This window comes from Vibrio kyushuensis (assembly GCF_050337325.1).
GTDB lineage: Bacteria > Pseudomonadota > Gammaproteobacteria > Enterobacterales > Vibrionaceae > Vibrio > Vibrio kyushuensis.
Genome location: NZ_JAKJSV010000004.1, coordinates 25,869 through 46,577 on the forward strand (window position 1 = coordinate 25,869; position 20,709 = coordinate 46,577).

Sequence of the window (20,709 nt, forward strand, 5' to 3'; positions counted from 1 at the left end):
CTTTAATTGATAGGTATAAAAATGATGGCTAATACTACCGCATGACGCGATTAACTCCAAGGCATGGCAGAGTCTATTCCCTCAGTTTTTTTGGGGTTCAGTCAGGACACTGCGAGTGTTAGGATTGCTAAAAAAGGAGAAGTTATGCGTCAGTTTCATTCTAAACAAGAGTTTTGCCAGTGGCTCAATGAATTTGAGCACCAGAATCTAATCGAAGGTTGGGCTGATCAAACTGGCCTAGTGACTGTATTGCCGAGTGGCGTTTTTCAGATCTCCATTCCATTTGCAGCCAATGAACTGATTGATTTACTTAGGCATTGGATTGAATCAGCACAGAAGAAGCAGCTAGTCGCGCCCTTTGAGTTTTCAGTTTCAGCGGTGATCAAAACACTTAAAACCCAAGTATCACAGCCCATTAAAGGGGTGAAAAACGTCATCGCGGTGACCTCGGCAAAAGGCGGAGTCGGTAAATCCACCACATCGGTGAACTTGGCTCTGGCGATTGCTAAGTCGGGCGCTAAAGTCGGACTGCTTGATGCCGACGTTTATGGTCCTTCAGTACCTATGATGATGGGAAAAGAGGATGCGCAGCCGCAAGTTCGTGATAATAAGTGGATGCAACCCATAGAGGCGCACGGCATTCATACCCATTCAATCGGCTATCTTGTTGATAAAAATGAAGCGGCTATTTGGCGTGGTCCAATGGCGTCGAAAGCATTAGCGCAATTAGTGAATGAGACGGAGTGGCCAGATCTCGATTATTTGGTCATAGATATGCCACCGGGAACGGGCGATATTCAATTAACGCTTTCGCAACAAATTCCGGTCACTGGCGCTGTCATCGTGACCACCCCACAAGATCTTGCCTTAGCTGATGCTCGTAAAGGTGCCGCGATGTTTAAAAAAGTGGATGTTCCCGTTGTCGGCTTAGTTGAAAACATGAGTTATCACATCTGTAGTCATTGCGGTGAAAAAGAGCATATCTTCGGAGCGGGTGGTGCACAAAGCTTGTCTGCGGAATATGGATTGTCGTTACTGGCTCAAATCCCATTGCATATAAAAGTACGTGAAGATATCGACCGTGGCCTACCAACGGTGGCATCCAGTGATATTCCAGATGCTGAATGTGAACATACCCAGCGTTACTTAGTATTGGCTGAACGTGTGTGTAGTTGCTTATTTTGGCAAGGAGAGCCGAAACCTGACGCGATCAGTTTTCAGTTAATTGGTGAATAACAGCAAGCGGTATATGCCAGGTAATCGATTGCATGGCGGTTTGTTATTCTATTTATTTAAAAGCTGACATTAAACTCAGTAGACGACTAGAATCTAATGAATGAACTGCCTATAATCGGGCCGTTTATCTGTTCCTCCAAATCATCACTGGGTATAATAATGTCTGAGAATAATCAATGTGTCATCATCGGAATTGCTGGCGCATCTGCTTCTGGTAAAAGTCTTATCGCAAGTACGGTCTATAAAGAACTATGCGCCAAAGTAGGATATGACCAAATTGGTGTCATCACGGAAGACTGTTATTACAACGATCAAACCCACCTCAGCATGGAAGAACGTGTAAAAACCAATTATGACCACCCTAAAGCGCTCGATCACGATCTATTGTGTCAACACCTAGAGCAGCTGATAAAAGGCGAAGCGGTAGAAGTACCTGAATATAGTTATTCAGAACATACTCGTATGGAAAACTCCACCACACTAACGCCAAAGAAAGTCATCATTTTAGAAGGTATCTTGCTTCTAACTGATCCTCGTTTACGCGATTTAATGCACGCAACTGTCTTTATGGATACACCATTGGATATCTGTTTACTTCGTCGTGTTAAACGTGATGTTGAGGAACGTGGACGTACAATGGAATCGGTATTGACTCAATACCAAGAGACAGTTCGCCCTATGTTCATGCAGTTTATTGAACCTTCAAAACAGTACGCGGACATTATTGTTCCACGCGGTGGTAAAAACCGTATTGCGATTGATGTGTTAAAAGCGCATATTGCTAAATTACTAAAATCTTAAGGTTACTAGAACCTAGGATTGACCAAATTCTCACGTTTAGATAGCGAATGAGTCTTTATTTTTATTAAGAGAAGTGGCACTTTAAGTGCCACTTTCTTTTTTCCAATTCCTAGACAATGATTGAAAGGAATTACTTCCAGCAAGGAAAAAGCTAATGAAAAAACTGTTTTTGTTCATTGCCATCCCACTGTTCGCAATTATCGTTGCGATCGCAGCCCTCGTATTTTTCGTTAATCCTAATCAATTTAAACCGCTGATTGTTGATCAAGCAAAACAGAATACAGGGTTAGATTTAGTTATTGAGGGTGATATTAGCTGGCAGTTCTTTCCTTCTATTGGTTTTGAATTAGGAAAAACAGCACTAAAGAATCCACAAGGTTTTAGCCAACCAAATCTGTTTAAAGTGGAATCAATCGGCATTGATGTGTCTGTTATGCCACTATTTAGCCAACAGCTAGAAATTGGTAATGTCACACTAGACGGTGCTGAATTTTATCTAGAAACGCTAAAATCCGGCGTTCGTAATATTGATGCGCTAACCCAAGCTCAAAATGAAGCGGCCAAGCCAGAACAAACGAATACCACGTCATCTCAGGATACTCAATCTAGTGCTTCTGCCTCATCGGATACTACGGCTAGTCAAGACGCAACACAGTCACAATGGACAATTAACTTAGCGGGTGTGACGGTTTCAAATGCTGTGCTTGATATTCAAGATCACCAAGCGGGGTCATTTACGAAGTTGTACGATGTATCGCTTGGCTTAACTCAGTTTGAATTTGATAACTGGACGACAGCAACCTTTGCTGCTAAAGGTCAAAGTAACCAACAGAAATTTGCAGCAAAAGGTCAAGCCGAGTTTAAATTGGCGTCTGACTTTGCCCATTACGCGTTGAAGAATATTGACTTAGACGCAAGCTTTAGTGACCCTTCGAATACTATAGATTCTGCCAAAATTGGTTTAGATACCTTTGAGTTCGACAAGGTTAACAACCTAACTTATGTCATTGCTGGTAATGCGGCAGGGTTGGATCTTGATATGAAAGGGACAGGTCAGTTAAGCGTTGATAGTGCAATCTCTAAGGTATTGCTGAATAAGCTAACACTTGATGCGACATTCAAAGGGGACTCTCTTCCTCAAAGCCCAATGAAAGTGGATATGGCATCCGACTTAAGCTTTGACCTAACTAAAAACCATCTTCAGTTTATTCTTGAAAAGCTGACCGCGAATGCTATTGAATTAGATGGCGAAGCGAATGTGACGTTGTTGGATATTCCTAAAGTTCGCTTTAACCTCCACAGCCCAAATATCGATTTAGATGAATTCTTAGGTTTGGGCCAAGAGAAAACACAAGCTAAAGGTGCTACAAGCCCAGAGTCACCAGAAGCTGGCGAGTCAAAATCAGCCAAGACATCACCAGCTAAGCCTACTTCCAATGAAAGCAGCGCTGAAGTTGAACCCGATCTTTCAGCACTAAAAACGTTAGATGTGAAAGGATCGATAGTGATCGATAAGTTCAAAGCAAACAACGCTAAGATGCAGGACGTTACGACTCAATTTTCAGTAAATCGTGGCATAGCAGAACTGACATCATTTAGTTCGAAGCTTTACGACGGTTCTATTACGGCGACGGCAAAATTAGATGCACGTAAGAGCCCGGCAAGTTATACCGCTAAGAAGCGAATTAAGGGCGTACAAGTTTTACCATTGTTAAAAGATGTTGCTCAAAATGAAATGCTAGAAGGCACAGGTAACATTAATGTTGATGTGAAAGGTAAGAGTTTAACGCCGACAGGCATTAAGAAGAATTTGGTCGGAACAGTTGATATCAACTTTGAAGATGGGGCGGTTAATGGTATTAACATTGCTCAGGTGATTCGTGATAATTACGCTCGCTTTACGGGTGGACAAATTGATGATCATGATGAGCCGCAGAAAACCGATTTTAGTGCAATGAAAGCGACGCTGAAACTGAATAAAGGTGTGTTAACAACAAATAACCTTACCGCTCAATCTCCTTTGCTCAGAGTGAGAGGAGAGGGGCAGGCTAATTATATTAATGAAACCGTTGATATGACGATCAGTACATCGGTTGTTGGCTCATTAAAAGGTCAAGGTGGAAAGAACATTGATGAGCTAAAAGATGTGACTATTCCTATCCGTATTCATGGTACTTGGGCTCAGCCTCAATTCTCACTTATCTTTGATGATGTATTGAAACAGAAAGCAGAAAAAGAGATTGATCGCGGCTTGAACAAGTTAGAAGAGAAATACGGCGACAAGCTTGGTGATGAGAAGACCAAAGACGCGATAAGAGGTGCGTTAAAAGGGTTATTTAATTAAACCGCTTTTAAAAATATAAAGGGTCGCTTAGTGCGGCCCTTTTGTTTTATTACTTTCAATTCTTCATTAAGAAGGTGCTAGGTTACCAGTCGACGCCCTTAAGCGCTTTAACGCCCGATTCAAAAGCGTGCTTCACGTTCTTAACTTCAGAAACGGTATCCGCCATTTCAATTAAGCTACGATGTGCCCCACGGCCAGTGATGATCACTGATTGCATTTTTGGACGGTTATTCAGCGCTTCGACGACTTCATCTAGCTCAATATAGCCGTAACTAACCATGTAGGTCAGCTCATCGAAGAGGATGACATCAATAGCTTCATCATTGAGCATGCGCTTACACTCTTGCCATACTTTTTGTGCTGCGATGATATCTGAAGTTTTATTTTGGGTTTCCCAAGTAAACCCTGTCGCCATGACTTGAAACTCAACGCCCAGCTTTTCGAGAAGATTTTTTTCCCCGTTATCCCAAGTACCTTTGATAAATTGTGCGACTGAGCAGTTTAACCCATGACCCACAGCGCGAGCGACAGTACCAAAACCAGACGTTGATTTGCCCTTGCCATTTCCTGTGATGATAAGCAGTAAACCTTTCTCTTCCTGAGCTGCGGCGATTCTTTCATCAACTTTTTCTTTTACTTTTTGCTGGCGGGCTTTGTGACGTGATTCTTTATTGTCGTCAAGTGACATGGTAAATCCTTTTTATTGAGCCATTTTTAGCTATCATAACTGAAGTTAGCAGTCGTAATAAACTCTAATCAGGTAAATAACTTAAGGATAAGTAATGAAAAAAATCCTCATAATTTGCATGGGAAACATTTGTCGCTCGCCAACAGGCGAAGCAGTATTAAGAACCAAAGCGGAAGAGAAGGGAGTGGCTGTAGAAATAGACTCTGCTGGAACAATTGGCTATCACCAGGGAAGTGCTCCTGACTCACGTGCTATGGAAGCAGGGGAGCGAAGAGGTTACAGCTTTAAAGGTATTCAATCTAGAAAAGTCATTAGCAGTGATTTTGAAAAATTTGATCTGATTTTAGCAGCTGATAAGGCGAATTTGGCTGATCTTTATGATGTTTGCCCTGATAGGTATCAGCATAAATTAGCGCTGTTTTTAAGTTATTCAGAATCTGATTACGATGAAATTCCAGATCCTTATTACGGTGGGGATAGAGGTTTTGAGCTTGTATTGGATTTGATTGAAGAGGCAGCTGAACAAGTTTTGAAGCAGCTGCACAGTTAGTTAGCTTTAGAACGGTTGTTATGTAGTAATTAAGACGCCTCTGCAGACATAATACGGCCACTAAAGTAATCGTTGGCAACAATATACTCTGTATTTCTAATTAGCTCGTCTCGTACTTCTGGCCAATGATAATCATGCGTTTTAGAAGAATGGCTAAGAGCCGGCACAACACCACCGACACGAATATTAAAAGGCGTTAGCTCTTTCGCCCAACTTTGGGTAAATCCAGTCACGATAGATGATGCATTTTCAAAGCCTTCGAGGTCGTGCCCATCATCCACAGAAATCACGTTTACGATCACGCCCTTCTTCTTCTCAAGACACATTCGCTCTGCACTGGCTTGACCAAATCCAAATAGTGTTGATGCCAGAGTGCTTATTTTATGGGAAAACTGCTCTGCCGACTGATTGCCAATTAATCCCGGTAAAGGGGCGTTCGGCCAGTTATTGACAAGAACATCTGGTGATCGTTGAAATTTATCATCAACAAAATCAAATAGCTGATGAATAGAGTCTAGTGAATAGTCTTCAACCTTATAAAAGTACACGTCATCTGAGATTGCTTTGCAGCGACTATAGGTATCATTGAGTAGTTGAATGTTTTGATCGCACAAAACGAGCTTTGCGCCCAGTGACGCAAAGTGGGTTGCCAGTGTTCCCCCTAACAACGAACCGGCAGATGTAATTAATATGACAGCACTTTTAATATCCATTGATGACAATACCCCTTGTCTATTTTTATTGGTGGGATTTTTTTGTCCACATAGCATGGTTCATTAACTGTGGTTTAGGTGTGAATAACATCAAATAAGCTGTGGATGAAGCACATTAATTACGAAAGTTAGTCTGATGTCACATAAACCCATTCATTTGTTGAATGGGTCTTAATAGTGAGATTGATAGATTAGGCTTGTGCGCGTATTTCAAAGCTGCGTTGGGCAACAACAAGCTGATTGTAGAGATCCACAGGAAGCAGGTTTTTCGGTTTATTTTCAGAGAGTTGCCGTCGAAGATGACCAGAAAGGTTGTGATATACCTCTTCTGGTAGATCATGAGTATCTTCCGGTAGGTAAGTCAACGTTTCAGGTATTAGGTAGTGATTTAACTTAGCACTTGCCATCCCACCTTTATGGAACGCATTCGCTTGGCTCGCCGAAATGTCATAGGAACTCTGATCGGAACGAAGTTGCTGTGGAGGTTGTAACTCAAACCGTTTACGCAGAGTTTGATCGGTGATTTCTGGCTCTTCTATCTTTTCAACGGGCGTATTATCACGAACATCGTCCGAGAACATCGAAAGAATGAGCGAAAAATCAGCGCGTCTACCAGCATGGACGGCATGATTGATCCCCGTGCCAAATTGTAGCTCGTTGATAATACCGGCTTTGTCTAACGTATGTACTTGCATAACACTCCCCGTTGAATTCACTTTTAACGGCAAGTACTTGGATAACTTTAGGTTTATCTGCTAAGTAGTGAGGATTATTTTAGATGGTAAAGACATTGGAAAGTGTGAGTGGAGATCGAACAAAAAAGCCTGCATTTCTTTATATAAAGTAAGTGCAGGCTTTCAATATGACTAAATTGAGCGGGGGACTTATATACTTAAGAATTAACCGTAGCTAAGAACCCGTTCGAATTACTTCGCTAGGTTTTGTGCAACAAAATCCCAGTTTACTAGATTCCAGAACGCACCCATGTAATCAGGACGAACGTTACGGAAATCAATGTAGTAAGCGTGTTCCCAAAGGTCAACAGTTAGAAGTGGTGTTACGCCTTCTTCTGTTAGAGGAGTCGCTGCGTTAGACGTGTTTACGATAGCTAGTGAACCGTCTGCATTTTTAACAAGCCAAGTCCAAGAAGAACCGAAGTTGTTGATTGCAGAATCAGTGAATTTAGCTTTGAATTCTTCGAAAGAACCGAATGCAGCGTTGATCGCGTCAGCTACAGCACCTGTTGGTTCGCCGCCTGCTTTAGGAGCAAGACAGTGCCAGTAGAATGTGTGGTTCCAGATTTGTGCAGCGTTGTTGAATACACCACCAGTAGAAGTCTTAACGATCTCTTCTAGTGTTTTACCTTCGAACTCAGTACCAGGGATAAGACCGTTTAGCTTAACAACGTAAGTGTTGTGGTGCTTACCGTGGTGGAAATCTAAAGTCTCAGCTGAGATATGTGGTTCTAGTGCGTCTTTTGCGTAAGGTAGTGCTGGTAGTTCAAATGACATTGCTTAATTCTCCAGTTAGTTGAGAGTGCTCACTCTCTTTATTGCTTCCAATATTATTTTATTTTTGTCTGCCAAGGCGACTTGCGATCTAGTTTAGCAAGTTTTTACTTTATTAAAAGGTTTGCGATTGGTTTTCTTACAAATTTAGTGCGAATTGAGAACAATTTAATAACCTTACAATATCAAAGCTTTTTATTCTTTGGCAATGGTCTTAGAATGTCGGACTAAACGCAGGACACCGATACAGAGGAAGCAATGGAAACTATCGACAAAATCAAACAGCAAATCGCAGAAAACACTATCCTTCTATATATGAAAGGATCTCCAAAGCTACCTAGCTGTGGCTTCTCTTCTCAAGCATCACAAGCACTAATGTCTTGTGGCGAGAAGTTTGCTTACGTAGATATTCTACAAAACCCAGATATCCGTGCCGAGCTTCCAGCTTACGCACAGTGGCCAACTTTCCCACAATTGTGGATTGAAGGTGAGCTAATTGGCGGTTGTGACATCATTCTAGAGATGTTCCAAAAAGGCGAACTACAGCCTTTAGTGAAAGAAGCGATGGCGAACGTACAAGACGACGCTGAGTAATACTGTATAAATACACAATATTGCTTGTAATATGAGGGCCACATTTTAAAATGTGGCCCTCATTGTTTTTAAAGTGATTATTTTATGTCTCGTCTATTTATTGCCGAAAAACCTAGCTTAGGCCGCGCGATAGCAGCAGCCTTACCAAGTCCTCAAAAAAAGGATCAAGGTTTTGTTCGTTGCGGTAATGGCGACATAGTCACGTGGTGTATTGGTCACCTTTTAGAACAAGTCGAACCGGATGCTTATGATGATCGTTATAAAAAATGGAATCTTGCTGACTTACCAATAGTGCCAGACCAATGGCAACTTCGACCGAGAAAAACATCCAGTAAGCAACTCACTGTCATTCGAAAGCTATTAAAAGAGGCGACCTCAATTGTTCATGCTGGTGATCCAGATAGAGAAGGGCAATTGCTAGTAGATGAGGTTCTTGATTACTGCAAAGTAGGAAAGCGGAAGAAAGAAGCGGCGCAGCGACTGCTTATTAGTGACTTGAACCTTCCCGCGGTGAAAAGAGCCATCTCTAGTATGCGCAGTAACCGAGACTTTATTCCTTTATCCATTTCTGCTTTAGCACGCTCTCGAGCTGATTGGCTTTATGGCATGAATATGACACGGGCGTATACTTTACTTGGACAAAAAGCAGGCTATCAAGGCGTTTTATCGGTAGGGCGTGTACAAACACCTGTATTGGGTTTGGTTGTTCGTCGTGATGAAGAGATCGAAAACTTCGTATCAAAAGATTATTTCACCCTAGATGCAATGATCCCTTATCAAGACGCCACGAAACCCTTTGATATTGTGGCGAAATGGAAACCAAGTGAAGCGTGTGAGCCTTGGCAGGATGAAGAAGGTCGAATTCTAAATCGAAGGCTGGTTGAGAATGTCGCGCAGCGTATTGCTAATCAGCCTGCGGCAGTAACAAAATCAGAGCAGAAGAAAACTAAGCAATTCTCACCACTACCTTACTCTTTATCTTCGCTTCAAATTGATGCGGCTAAACGCTTTGGTATGAGCGCGCAACAAGTGCTTGATACCTGTCAGTCTCTTTATGAGAAACATAAGCTAATTACCTATCCGCGATCAGATAGTCGTTACTTACCTGCTGAACATTACGGGCAAGCAGCGGTAGTCACCCAAGCGATAGCCAATAATGCAAAAGAGCTTAGCGAAGCGGTAAATAACGCTAATTTGTCGATTAAATCCAAAGCGTGGAATGATAAAAAAGTGGACGCGCACCATGCGATTATCCCTACGCCTAAAAAAGCATCTATTAATTCATTGTCTGCGTATGAAATGAAAATTTACCTGCAGATTGCTCGCCAGTATTTGATGCAGTTTTATCCTGAAGCTGTTTATGCTGAGTCCAAGCTAGAGTTTGATATTGCGGGCGGTGTGTTCATCGCGAAAGGCAAGCAACTGATTGAGGCCGGCTGGAAAGTCTTGATGGGAAAAAGTGACAATGAAGATTCTTCGATTGATACCGTTCCTGCGATTCCTAAAGGCACTGAATTAATTTGCCGAGAAGGCGTGATTCACGATAGAAAAACAGAGCCACCGAAACACTTCACTGAAGCAACTTTACTGCAGGCGATGACCGGGATTGCACGCTTTGTTGAAGATAAAAGCCTAAAGGGAATACTCAAGGAAACAGATGGGCTTGGAACGGAAGCAACACGAGCAGGCATTCTTGATACTTTATTTAAAAGGCAGTTATTGGTAAGACAAGGAAAAAGCATCATGGGAAGTGGCGCGGGGCGAGGGCTCATTCATGCTTTGCCAAAAGAGTCGACATTCCCTGATATGACAGCGCATTGGGAGCATCAGCTGCAAGGTATGGCTGAGAAGAACCAAGCATATTCGCCATTTATGCAGGCTTTGGAACAGCGCGTCACGTCTATTATGTCTGAGGTGAAAGTGAATGCTGTTCCCGAGTCGTTGCGTTCGCTACCGAAAGTTGAGCGCCCAGCTTTTAAACGTAAAAAGCGCAGTTATTCTAAGAAGCCAAAGAAGAGTTCGTAATGACACTTGCGTATAATTAGCGCTACCAAGGAATACTACTGCCATCGAAGTTAATGAAATGCCCACTTTGTGCATCGGTAAGTGACTCGATGACCTGAGTTAAGCCAGACACTGAGGTTTCAGTATCGATGAGAGCATTTGGTCCGCCCATTTCAGTTTTTACCCATCCAGGGTGAAGGGCAACCACTTTGAACCCTTGGGAGCTTAGGTCATTACTTAAGCTTTTAACCACAGAGTTAAGTGCAGCCTTTGAAGAGCGGTAAATATACCCTCCACCAGATGTGTTTTCTGTCATGCTCCCGACTTTGGAAGATATGCAGGCGATCTTCTTTAATTCCCCTTCGAGTAAATTGGTGTAGAAAGACTCAACAAGCTTTAATGGAGCAATGGTGTTGATTTCCAACACGTTACGCCATTCATCTTCATCGACCTGACCAAACGTACTCCCCTTAGGGCCATAGTAGCCCGCATTGTTAATTAAGAGGTCGAGTGGAGGAAGTGATCCCGCTAATTGACTAATTTTAGGGTAATCAGTGATGTCGAATTGATGGCATTTCAAAAGAGGCTGATGAGCTTCAAGTTCGAGAAGCTCTTGAGACTGTTCAGTCGAACGGTAGCTAGTATGTACATACCACCCTTCAGTGAGATAATACTTCACTAAACTAAGGCCTATCCCTCGATTTCCGCCGGTAATAAATACAGATTTCACAGTCATGTTTAAGCCTCATTATCTTAAGTTATCATTACATCTATAACGAACCAGTAACTGGTAATTATCATGAGAGAGAATAAAGTGACGGCGGTAATTGCGCCAGAGATAACACCCAAAAAGAAAAATGATTGTTTAGACATAATAAGTAATAAGCACATAAATGATAATCATTATCATTTATGTGCTTGGTTAAATCAACTGAATGCTTGGTAATCCGTGGGGGGATTAATTCGAGACAATAAACGGCTTCCACCATGGTGTTGTCTCATTTGCCAGTTTACTAGTCTTGCTCTCACTAGTGACATCGACAAGCCTCACCTCTTGGCCGAATATAGGGGTAAAGATCGGAACATTGTTTGTTTCCCCCAGCGCGACGATTCGCTCAAATGGTTCATACCAATCATGTAAAGAGAGATCGAATGTACCATTGTGAACTGGAAGTAAATATCGCCCTTGAAGGTCTATATGTGCTTGCATAGTCTCTTCTGGCATCATGTGAATCTCTTTCCATAACTTGTTGTAAGCACCAGTCTCCATCATGGTGACATCGAAAGGACCATACTTGTCACCAATCTCTTTAAAGCCACTGAAATAGCCACTATCACCGCTGAAGAAAAGATTCTTGTCGCGGCTCTGTATCACCCAACTTGCCCACAATGTTTCATTTTTATCGAACAGCCCACGACCAGAAAAGTGCTGTGAAGGTGTGGCTACGATATTGATGCCTTCCACTTTGGTTTCTTGCCACCAATCTAACTCGATGACTTGTTCACTTGGTACCCCCCAATTAATAAGGCGCTGACCGACTTTAAGTGGTGTGATAAAAACTTTCACCTTCTCTTTAAGATCTTTGATGGCGGATTTATCAAGATGATCATAATGGTCGTGACTAATGATCACTGCATCAATAGGTGGTAGGTCAGCAATTGATATAGGGCTTTCATGGAATCGTTTAGGGCCGGCCCATTGAACAGGAGATGCTCGGTCACTGAAGACCGGATCAGTCATAATGAGCGTCTCATTCAGCCTTATAAGCAGTGTTGAGTGACCAAGTCGATAGATGGCATCATGACTTTGGGTAAGTTGTTTTGCTGTCACTGGCATTAATGGAACATCCTGTAACGGTGTTGCGGCTTGTCTTTTTGACTTGAAATATGCTTTCACTATATCCCAAAGATTACTGGCATCGGTTTGATAACGAACCTCAGAATTCACAAACTTATCGTTGTGCTGTTCAGACGCCATTGTCGCTGCTACTGCTACCGTCATAATTATTCCTCCGATCGCCATTAACTTATTCATTATTACAAACTCAAAAAGTAAACTACACGGTGTAGTTTATGTGAAAATTTTGAAAAGTATACTACTCAGTGTAAAATAACTGAATATGAAAAATGGATTGATGTGAACCATGACCGAATTGAAAAAAACACGAAGTGAGTTAAAACGCGACGCTATATTACAGGCTGCAACGGAAGCGTTTAAATCTGAAGGCGTTCAAGCAACCAGCATGGATAAGCTTGCTCAGCTTGCGCAAGTATCCAAAAGAACCGTGTATAACCACTTTAAAACCAAAGAAATTTTAGTCATGGAGCTTATTTCCCAGCTATGGAAAGCAGCGCTGGTGGATATTGTATTTGAGTATCGTTCAGACTGTCCTTTACATGAGCAGTTATCAACGTTGTTAACGAAGGAACTTAGCCTGCTTTCATCGCCAGAATACATAGATTTATCACGCGTAGCCTTTGGTCATTTCTTTTATGATTCAGAAACGCTTCAACAAGAAGTCGCCAAGTTTTCGGCTCAAGAAACGGCCATTCATCGCTGGCTAAAGGAAGCTGTTGATGATGGGCGCTTGAAAGAAATGGATATTGATTTTGCTAACTCACAATTGCACAGCTTAATTAAGGGCAGTGGATTTTGGCCTCAACTGATGCAGATGAAACCGATGCTAAATTCCGAAGATATGACCTTTATTGCCGAGCAATCAGCAGGCATGTTTCTCAGTCATTATGAAGTAAGTGTTTGTGTTTAGACGTTAATCAGAAACGAAAAAGCCCGCTAATTTCTTAGCGGGCTTTTTCTAAATGTGGCGGAGAGATAGGGATTTGAACCCTAGAAGGGCTACAAACCCTTGCCGGTTTTCAAGACCGGTGCTTTCGACCACTCAGCCATCTCTCCGTTGTTGGAATGCATACTATAGCGAGAGATTGATGTTGTAAAGGGCTAACCAATTCGTTTGCCTTAAATTTATACAGATTAAAGGAATTAATTTTTGGTAGGGTGTTTAGTGAGCAAAATTCGGAAGTATAATAATAGGAATTTATAATTAAACTATTCGGATAATAAGCATAAATTGAATATCTTTAATCGCAAGCTAAATAAAATTGGCTTTTGTGCATATTTGGCACAGAGATCTGCTTATCTAGATAGTTAAATATGATTACGAGTAATGCGCTATTAGTATACAGAAAGTAAAACTATTGGTTATTTAGATGGTGAATTAAGTTGCTTATCTATATGTGTTAATTATGCAGGACTGATAGTTTGGGCAGATAATCAGCTTGAATATATAGCGATATGGGCTTCTGTTTTTGGTTGTGTATGAATGTAAGGTTAACTCTCAATGAATAGTTTGAACGAAGCTAGAGGTCAAATTAAGCCGTATAATAACCGGCTAGGTTCCTCATTAACAAATAAGAATAAAGTGAGTATAGCTCATACAAAAGCCAAGCGAATCATTACCCTGAACTTAAAAGGAGGAGTTGGAAAATCAACGTTTACGGCTGGGCTGTTAAGTCAACTCGTCGCTGAAGGGCATAACGTAGAGTTAATTGATTTCGATCGCCAAGAGTCATCTTATAGCTGGGCAAACTCAATACCAGAAGTCGTATGCCAAACGTATAACCCTGCATTAAAAAGCTTTTCAGAAATGGCGTCAACATTAAAGGTTAATACTAGTTCTGAATACGTTGTTATAGACTCACCTGCAAACTTCAGTGATCGAGAATTGTTCCGTTATCTAAAATATGCGGATTATATCGTCATCCCAATGCAGCCATCTCCAATTGATCTTCATTCGTCATTACCGCTTATTAATAACCTGATCGACCAACATCTTTATAAAGGTCGCGAGATCAAAGTAGGCTTTGTACTTAATCGTGTTTATCCTGGTGATGAACGTTTATTAAGCGTACAGAAGTTACTGAGTAATTTTCGCCAGTTTAAATCACTCGGTATTATGAGTGAATCGGCACATTATCAAGAAGCTTTTTATTATAAGAAATTGGTTGGTCACTCTACAAAAGATAGCGAGCTCTGGCAGGATACGTTGACCTGGTTAGATGCGTGTGATGAAAATAGGAATGATCGAGCACGAAGTGATGACGTTGTTTTCGCATAAACATGCCCAACACACTTCTTTAGGGGATAGCTGGAAAGTGTCAACCTTATTTGGGATGGGTCAGTGAAAATAAAAAAAGAGCCAAGGCTCTTTTTTTATTTTAATAACAGTAGGTTAATGACTTCGCAATAGACCCATCAATTTTTAGTCTTCACGAATATAAAAGCGTTGCAGCTCAGTTAAACCTTGCATCAGAATTGGTAGAGTAGGGCTTTGATCTTTAAGCCTTTTATACTCGCTATCATAGAGTTTGAAGTTACCAAATTTATCAATGACGGTCGTTTGAGTATCTGTGATCAAGGCCAACTCTCTAGAATCCCCTGCCAAAATCCACTTTCGCTTACGTTCATTAAAAATGTTTCGGCCACTGCTGTAATCAGTGGGGTTAGATGAGACGCCTAATAAGTCTTGCAGTAAAGTAACAGACACATCTAAATGGCTAGATCGATGATTATAAGTAGCGGGCAGTTTACCCGGCCAGTTAATGATCATCGGCACTTGAAGTTGATAGCGACTGAAGTTGGTACTCGCTCCCCAAGTATTACTATTCGTTTCGTTAAATTCAGTGCCGTGATTTGAGGTGATGATCACCACGGTATTTTTATCGAGCTGTAGTTCTTCAATTTGTTTGAATAGGATACCTAGCTCTTCGTCAGCCTGTTGTACTGAAGCTTGGTAGTTACTCTTGAATAGATCTTTTGCACTGCCGCTGGCTTTAGAAGAGGTGTAATTATCAAGCGTTGATAATTCGATAAAGCCAAACCAAGGGCCTTTTGTCGTAGTTGCCCAATCGCTCCAAGCTTGAATTGCTTGGCTGTCTTCTGACTTTGACTCATCAAATGCAACACCGGTAAAGGTCATGCCTCTAAACACAGTTTCAGCGTAAAGATTATCATCGAAGTTATCGCCGCTGAACAATCCGAAACTGTATTTTTTTTCTTCTAGCGTGCTCATTAGTACAGGTAGGCTAGCCTGCGCTTTTATACTCGCAGCATAACTGCTCGGTAGCCCGTAAAGCAGGCCAAATATGCCGTGCATATTATTACTAGAGCTGTAGTGGTTGGTGAAGTTCAAAGCATTCTGAGCATATTCAGATGTTAGGGGCATCGAGCCGGTCGTTAACGCATCTGCTCTTAAGCTGTTTACGTTAACCATTAGAATATTAAGGTTGTTGCCACGGCGATCAAAACGGATCGGCTCGTATGGGTAACGAACAATATCGCTACTGTGCTCACTTTCAGCTAAGCGTTTCAGGTAGTCGTCTTTATCAAGTAACCCATGCTTTTCCATGAATGACTTGGCTGTCATTGGGTAAGACAGTGGGAAGTTAGCTTTTTGAGTAGTAACCGGATTGTAGAAGTACGCATCCGACCATACATAAATAAGGTGGCTGGCAATAAAGCTAACAAAAAAGATGGCAGTAATTGGTCGACCAACGTGTTTATGGGAAAGTTTACGTTGCTTACGCCATACCCATTCCGACAAACCTAACTGAAGTAAGAATATTAGCGGTAAAACGATAAACAGTTGCTGCAACCCTGCGCCGGCTTCTTTATTGTCATCACTGAACAGAAGCTCCCACACCACAGGAGTTAGATGCAGATTTATGGTTTGATAGGCTTGGGTATCAATCAATAATATCGTTAACCCAGCTGTCGCAAAGCAGACTGCAACTAAACGGAATAACTTACGTGATGGGACCACAAATGTTAACGGGAACAAAACCAGTAAATAAAGCGCAAAAACCAAAAATCCAAAGTGCCCTACCCAAGAAACAGCGAGGTAGAACTGCCCAAGTAAGGTTTCTGGCCAAGGGGATTGTGTTATATAGCGGGTACCAATCAGCATTGCTGCGATGATATTGAAGAAGGCAAACCAGTGCCCCCAACCCACTAAACGAGAAACTCGTTCACTATATGTATTTCCGCTATCTACCATTAGTCGTTTTGCAGCCCGTTAAGATTAATGTGTTTGTTCTTCTAATGAAGAAATCAACGCTTGTGCAAATTTTTCAGCAATTGCTTTGCGTTGTGAAGCAGCAACGTTTTGATTTAAGACATTGGTTGCGATATTTCCTGCGATCATTAAAGAAAGCTCAGGAGTCGCGCCATGTTTTTCCAAGATTGCAGCCACCTCAGCAAGGATGATTTCAACTTGGTCGTCACTGTATTTAGATGTAATAGGCATAAAGACTCTATAGATGATAGTAAAAGCGGCTTATGATAACCTACAATGCCTAACAACTGAAACTTAGAACGACGATATTTTCACTATGAGCCTTCAATTATCCAATGTCATTTTACACCAACTTTCGAAAAACGATCAGGACGAACTGATTGTTAATTTTCGCTCTCATTCTCTAGAAAACGATGGTTCTACAGAGCACCTCGTTGCTGAACTACATCGTGTCTTTAATGCAAAAGCAGGCAAAGGCTTCGGCTCTTTTAAGTCTGACAGCGAATTTCAATCGTGGTTGCAAGAACTTCGCCAAGGTGACAAGAATTTTTACGATTTCTCACAACTTAGTGCAAATAGACTGAAACAAGAGTTAGCAAAGTACCCTTTTGCGGATGAAGGCATCTTAGTTATTGCTGAATATCAGTCGTTAGCAACAGATTACCTTTTTGTTGCTTTACTTCCATCAATTCAAAGTCTTAAAGTGACTGAAGGTCTAGAAATTAGTGCTACAGATTATCTAGACATTAATAAGATGGATATCGTAGCGCGTATTGACTTATCGAGTTATGAAACAGACAAAGAATCAAACCGCTATTTGGCCTACATAAAAGGTCGAGTCGGAAGAAAAGTGGCAGACTTTTTCCTCGATTTCCTTCAGGCGGAAGTAGGGCTTGATACTAAGCAGCAAAACCAAGTGCTAATGCAAGCAGTTCAAGATTTTTGTAGTGACTCTAAATTGGAAAAAGAAGAGGCAACCAACTACAAGAAGCAAGTTTACGATTACTGTAATGAAACAATTAAATCTGGTGACGAAGTTCAGGTTCGTGAGCTATCTGGTGAGCTGCCTCAGAGCCAAGAAGGCACAAGCTTTTTAGATTACACCAAAGAGCAAGGCTACGAGTTGGAAGAGAGCTTCCCAGCCGATCGTTCTACCATGCGAAAATTGACTAAGTATGTTGGTGCTGGTGGAGGATTAAACGTTAGTTTTGATAGCTTATTACTTGGCGAACGTATTTTTTACGATCCAGAGACTGATACGCTAACAATAAAGGGTACCCCGCCTAATTTACGTGACCAATTAACACGAAATTAGTGACGAGAGAGAGCTTTTGCTCTCTCTTTTTTTATTTATTTACAAAGGTGTCTTAATCTATATAGATAGAACGTTATGCCATGGAAAATAATAGGTTATCTCTATGTCGAAGGAATCGATGAATACTATGCCGTCAGTGAAAGCAGTGCAGTCAATGAAAACTAAGCAAAAACAACTATCCGCCATTGTTGGCATTTGGCTTACCGTGATTCTTTCCATAGTCATGCTCACAAGAACGAATTTAGAGAACTTGTCGAGTGTAGAGGAGCTAGGCAATAGCTTAGAAGAGCTTAGAAGTACGCTCTACCTTGATACTCAATACAGAATGAAGCATGCGGATGATATATCGTTAAAAATCCAGTTAATTTATTCTCTTAGGTTGCAATTAGAGAGCAGTTACGAAGGAAGCTACTTTCAACCGGATATCAATCAACTCATTTTTACAACAGATCGCTTTATAGAACTCGTGAAACAATTTAATGATTCCGAAGTGGAAGTGATTGAACTGGTTGATCGTTTAAAAACGATTCGAGATAGCTATCAACAGCAGCCTGAGATCCAAGCGCTATATTACCAATTGAGTACCCGGGTTTTTGAGGCAATGTTTAGCCACTCATCTGCAAGCCCTGAAATCTATCGATCTTTAGATTATCTTTTTGTTCAATCTCAATTAATGTCTCCAGAAGATGGAGAGAAACTTCAGCTAGCTTTAGCTCAAACCTCTTCTGTCCTTGGCGGTTATGCCAAAGGGAGCTATCTAGTCGAGAAGCTGATTAACCACCCAGTCAACATGCTTCAATCTGAAATCCGGGATCAATATGATGAATTGGCTCAGCGCTATTTCATGATTGTTACTTTAACAAGCGCGTTGGCGATGTTTTTATTGTCTATGATATTGATGAAAAAAACGAATATTGCATGGGTAGATGAAGGGTTAACCACTAATACAATCGAGACAAATGTCCCATCTGGTGCTGTCGTTGATACGAATGAAACAGCCAATCGAAATGATAGTGGTGCTGCTGGCTCTACTGCCAGAGCGAACTCCACTTCGATGCCTTTAACGACTGATATACAAACCGAGAAAATTGTTTATGAGGATGGCTCAGCTCAGGCACCTATGAACTCTAGTAATTCTATAGCGTCGAGCGATACAGTGCCTATAGATAAATTAGATAAAAGAGATTCCAAGGAGTACGAGCTTAATGAAATAGCTGTGGATGATGCCCAAACAATGTCTTCACCAGAAGTGAACATTGACTATATGCTTCAATGTTTAAACGATGATAAAGAGTCGGTGCTGTTACTTTTGGATGTGTTTATTCAGGATCATGAGGACGACGCAAAAGAACTACCTTCTTTGCTTAAGTCTGATATGGAACATGCAATGCGAAAAGCACACAGCTTAAAAGGGGTAGCAGCTAACTTAGGAGCTGAGCTATTAAAAGAAGTAGCGACGTTAATTGAGTCTGATATAAAAGATGAAATTGAGGTCAGTGAACAAAAACTAGAACAGTTAGTTACAGCATTGTCTTCTACAATAGAAAGCGCAAAAGTGTATATAGAGAACAATCAGTAGAGTTGGAAGAAAGATCACGCTTATTTTGAAATCCTGATAGTACTCTGACTTTACAACCTCATAATTTCGGCCGAAATTTTTGGTGGTGTTTGGGGTGATTATGTTTGTTAAGTATTGGTATAAAACAATTATTTTGTTTTGTGTGTTCAGCGTTAGTGGTTGTTCACTTCTTGAAGTAAAAATAGACAGTCAAACAACACCGTTAACCAAGCAAGAGCTCAATATGCGATTGTTAACTCGAGAGTACGCACAGCAATTTTTCTCTCAGGTTGAACAAACAGCCGACACTATGGCCTTGCAGTACCCTTCTGATGATACAGTTAATCAATCTCACCTATTACTTTGGAAAATTAACGCTTCCGAAGGCCTTCAGGGAGCCGCATATCAAGTTGCACCTATGGCGGCTCTTATCGATAGTTGGGTATTTAGCTATCAAATGACCTCCTTTTTTGAAAGTGGGGCAGGTGAAAACCTCTTCGATGTCGAAGACGCGCTTTTAGTATCGAAACAGCTTTCCACAGAGATGGATCAATTGGCGAAGTCTTTATTAAAAGGCAGTTCTTACAAATCAACTAAAGAATTTGTTACTCAATTTTCCATTAATAATCCATTTAATGATGTCTCATTTACTCGCGCGCCAGCGTACCGAAAATGGTTAGAAAGTAATAATATTGAAGGTGAAGAAGCCGTTGCCACACTCGGTACCATGCCGGAAGCACTCGGCGATGTATCAGACAAACTCAGCTTGGTTTCAGAGCAAACGCCTAAAGTGATGACCTGGAAAGCTCAGCTAATCGCATTAAACAGCAGTATTAGTGGGCAAGACTTATCTGAAACCCTTCAAAGCTTGCAAGCGAGCTCGCGGTCATTTCAAGACTTTGTCGAAAACAATCCTGAGTATATGCGTAATCTTGCCGAGCAGATGGCCATTGAATTAAAGCCGCTAGTGGATGATATAGACGATAAAACGGATGCTAAGCTCAACCAGCTCAGTATTGAACGTCAAGCGCTTGAAAAAATGGTGGAAAAAGAGCGTATCGAACTGATTAATATGATTGAAAGAGAGAGAAATGCCATTGCTGCAATCGTCACTAGCGAACGCGAAAAATTTGCTCAGGATCTGGATAAAGTTTCTCAAGACGTGCTGACTTTGGCCATTGATAAACTGATCGAACTCATCAAGAGTGTCTTGCTCTATTTCGTTCTGTTCATTGTGGTTATTTTCTTTGCTCCATTAGGGATTGGGTACTTTTTAGGGAAGCGTTCTGCAAGTAAATCTAATTAA

The 20,709-nt window shown here is 41.3% G+C and carries 19 protein-coding genes and 1 tRNA gene; 11 read left to right on the forward strand and 9 right to left on the reverse strand.

Annotation, left to right across the window (positions count from 1 at the left end; genetic code table 11):
- The first annotated feature begins 144 nt into the window (after positions 1-144).
- The 3 genes from apbC (at position 145) to L4D20_RS09325 (ending at position 4,381) form a co-directional block, all read left to right on the forward strand.
- A complete protein-coding gene (gene apbC / locus L4D20_RS09315) occupies positions 145-1,236 on the forward strand; it encodes an iron-sulfur cluster carrier protein ApbC (RefSeq protein WP_428801309.1) in 1,092 nt (363 codons plus the stop codon).
- A gap of 159 nt (positions 1,237-1,395) precedes the next feature.
- Complete coding sequence (udk, locus tag L4D20_RS09320) at positions 1,396-2,037, forward strand: uridine kinase (protein WP_428801310.1); 642 nt, start codon at positions 1,396-1,398, stop codon at positions 2,035-2,037.
- Positions 2,038-2,191: 154 nt separating this feature from the next.
- Positions 2,192-4,381: an AsmA family protein gene (locus tag L4D20_RS09325; protein WP_428801311.1), complete on the forward strand. Its 2,190-nt coding sequence runs from the start codon at positions 2,192-2,194 to the stop codon at positions 4,379-4,381.
- Positions 4,382-4,463: 82 nt separating this feature from the next.
- Here L4D20_RS09325 and cobO read toward each other — a convergent pair whose 3' ends face one another.
- A complete protein-coding gene (gene cobO, locus L4D20_RS09330) occupies positions 4,464-5,069 on the reverse strand; it encodes a cob(I)yrinic acid a,c-diamide adenosyltransferase (RefSeq protein ID WP_428801312.1) in 606 nt (201 codons plus the stop codon).
- A gap of 94 nt (positions 5,070-5,163) precedes the next feature.
- Between cobO and L4D20_RS09335 the strand changes: the two genes are divergently transcribed.
- Positions 5,164-5,619, forward strand: coding sequence for a low molecular weight protein-tyrosine-phosphatase (locus L4D20_RS09335; protein ID WP_428801313.1), 456 nt, complete (start codon positions 5,164-5,166; stop codon positions 5,617-5,619).
- Between the two features lie 29 nt (positions 5,620-5,648).
- Here the strand turns inward: L4D20_RS09335 and L4D20_RS09340 are convergent, their stop codons facing one another.
- The 3 genes from L4D20_RS09340 to sodB all read right to left on the reverse strand — a co-directional run bounded on the left by L4D20_RS09340 (position 5,649) and on the right by sodB (position 7,843).
- Positions 5,649-6,332, reverse strand: coding sequence for an SDR family oxidoreductase (locus tag L4D20_RS09340; RefSeq protein ID WP_428801314.1), 684 nt, complete (start codon positions 6,330-6,332; stop codon positions 5,649-5,651).
- A gap of 191 nt (positions 6,333-6,523) precedes the next feature.
- Positions 6,524-7,027 carry a VC2046/SO_2500 family protein gene (locus L4D20_RS09345; protein WP_428801315.1) on the reverse strand — a complete coding sequence of 168 codons (504 nt, stop codon included), beginning with the start codon at positions 7,025-7,027 and terminating at the stop codon, positions 6,524-6,526.
- Positions 7,028-7,258: 231 nt separating this feature from the next.
- A complete protein-coding gene (gene sodB, locus L4D20_RS09350) occupies positions 7,259-7,843 on the reverse strand; it encodes a superoxide dismutase [Fe] (protein ID WP_428801316.1) in 585 nt (194 codons plus the stop codon).
- A gap of 255 nt (positions 7,844-8,098) precedes the next feature.
- Between sodB and grxD the strand changes: the two genes are divergently transcribed.
- Both grxD and L4D20_RS09360 read left to right on the forward strand, forming a co-directional pair.
- Complete coding sequence (gene grxD, locus L4D20_RS09355; protein WP_428801317.1) at positions 8,099-8,434, forward strand: Grx4 family monothiol glutaredoxin; 336 nt, start codon at positions 8,099-8,101, stop codon at positions 8,432-8,434.
- Positions 8,435-8,518: 84 nt separating this feature from the next.
- Positions 8,519-10,459, forward strand: coding sequence for a DNA topoisomerase III (locus L4D20_RS09360; RefSeq protein WP_428801318.1), 1,941 nt, complete (start codon positions 8,519-8,521; stop codon positions 10,457-10,459).
- 22 nt (positions 10,460-10,481) lie between these two features.
- On the opposite strand, the gene L4D20_RS09365 is transcribed toward L4D20_RS09360, so the two are convergent.
- Positions 10,482-11,174 (reverse strand): SDR family oxidoreductase, encoded by a 693-nt coding sequence (locus L4D20_RS09365; protein ID WP_428801319.1) that lies wholly within the window; start codon positions 11,172-11,174, stop codon positions 10,482-10,484.
- Positions 11,175-11,396: 222 nt separating this feature from the next.
- The gene (locus tag L4D20_RS09370; RefSeq protein WP_428801320.1) at positions 11,397-12,440 is read right to left on the reverse strand and encodes an MBL fold metallo-hydrolase; all 1,044 of its coding nucleotides are present in this window, start codon (positions 12,438-12,440) and stop codon (positions 11,397-11,399) included.
- 142 nt (positions 12,441-12,582) lie between these two features.
- Between L4D20_RS09370 and L4D20_RS09375 the strand changes: the two genes are divergently transcribed.
- The gene (locus L4D20_RS09375; RefSeq protein WP_428801321.1) at positions 12,583-13,206 is read left to right on the forward strand and encodes a TetR/AcrR family transcriptional regulator; all 624 of its coding nucleotides are present in this window, start codon (positions 12,583-12,585) and stop codon (positions 13,204-13,206) included.
- Between the two features lie 55 nt (positions 13,207-13,261).
- Here the strand turns inward: L4D20_RS09375 and L4D20_RS09380 are convergent.
- Positions 13,262-13,352 (reverse strand) — tRNA-Ser (locus L4D20_RS09380).
- A gap of 445 nt (positions 13,353-13,797) precedes the next feature.
- On the opposite strand from L4D20_RS09380, the gene L4D20_RS09385 reads away from it, so the two are divergent.
- Positions 13,798-14,574, forward strand: a complete 777-nt coding sequence (locus L4D20_RS09385; protein ID WP_428801322.1) for a ParA family protein — start codon at positions 13,798-13,800, stop codon at positions 14,572-14,574.
- 144 nt (positions 14,575-14,718) lie between these two features.
- Here L4D20_RS09385 and L4D20_RS09390 read toward each other — a convergent pair whose 3' ends face one another.
- Together L4D20_RS09390 and L4D20_RS09395 are read right to left on the reverse strand one after the other, a co-directional pair.
- Positions 14,719-16,512, reverse strand: coding sequence for a DUF3413 domain-containing protein (locus tag L4D20_RS09390; protein WP_428801323.1), 1,794 nt, complete (start codon positions 16,510-16,512; stop codon positions 14,719-14,721).
- 24 nt (positions 16,513-16,536) lie between these two features.
- A complete protein-coding gene (locus L4D20_RS09395; protein ID WP_248007220.1) occupies positions 16,537-16,761 on the reverse strand; it encodes a YejL family protein in 225 nt (74 codons plus the stop codon).
- An 85-nt stretch (positions 16,762-16,846) separates the two neighbouring features.
- Between L4D20_RS09395 and yejK the strand changes: the two genes are divergently transcribed.
- The 3 genes from yejK (at position 16,847) to L4D20_RS09410 (ending at position 20,709) form a co-directional block, all read left to right on the forward strand.
- Complete coding sequence (gene yejK / locus L4D20_RS09400) at positions 16,847-17,845, forward strand: nucleoid-associated protein YejK (protein WP_428801324.1); 999 nt, start codon at positions 16,847-16,849, stop codon at positions 17,843-17,845.
- A 103-nt stretch (positions 17,846-17,948) separates the two neighbouring features.
- The gene (locus tag L4D20_RS09405; RefSeq protein ID WP_428801325.1) at positions 17,949-19,424 is read left to right on the forward strand and encodes an Hpt domain-containing protein; all 1,476 of its coding nucleotides are present in this window, start codon (positions 17,949-17,951) and stop codon (positions 19,422-19,424) included.
- A 100-nt stretch (positions 19,425-19,524) separates the two neighbouring features.
- Positions 19,525-20,709, forward strand: coding sequence for a chemotaxis protein (locus tag L4D20_RS09410; protein WP_428801326.1), 1,185 nt, complete (start codon positions 19,525-19,527; stop codon positions 20,707-20,709).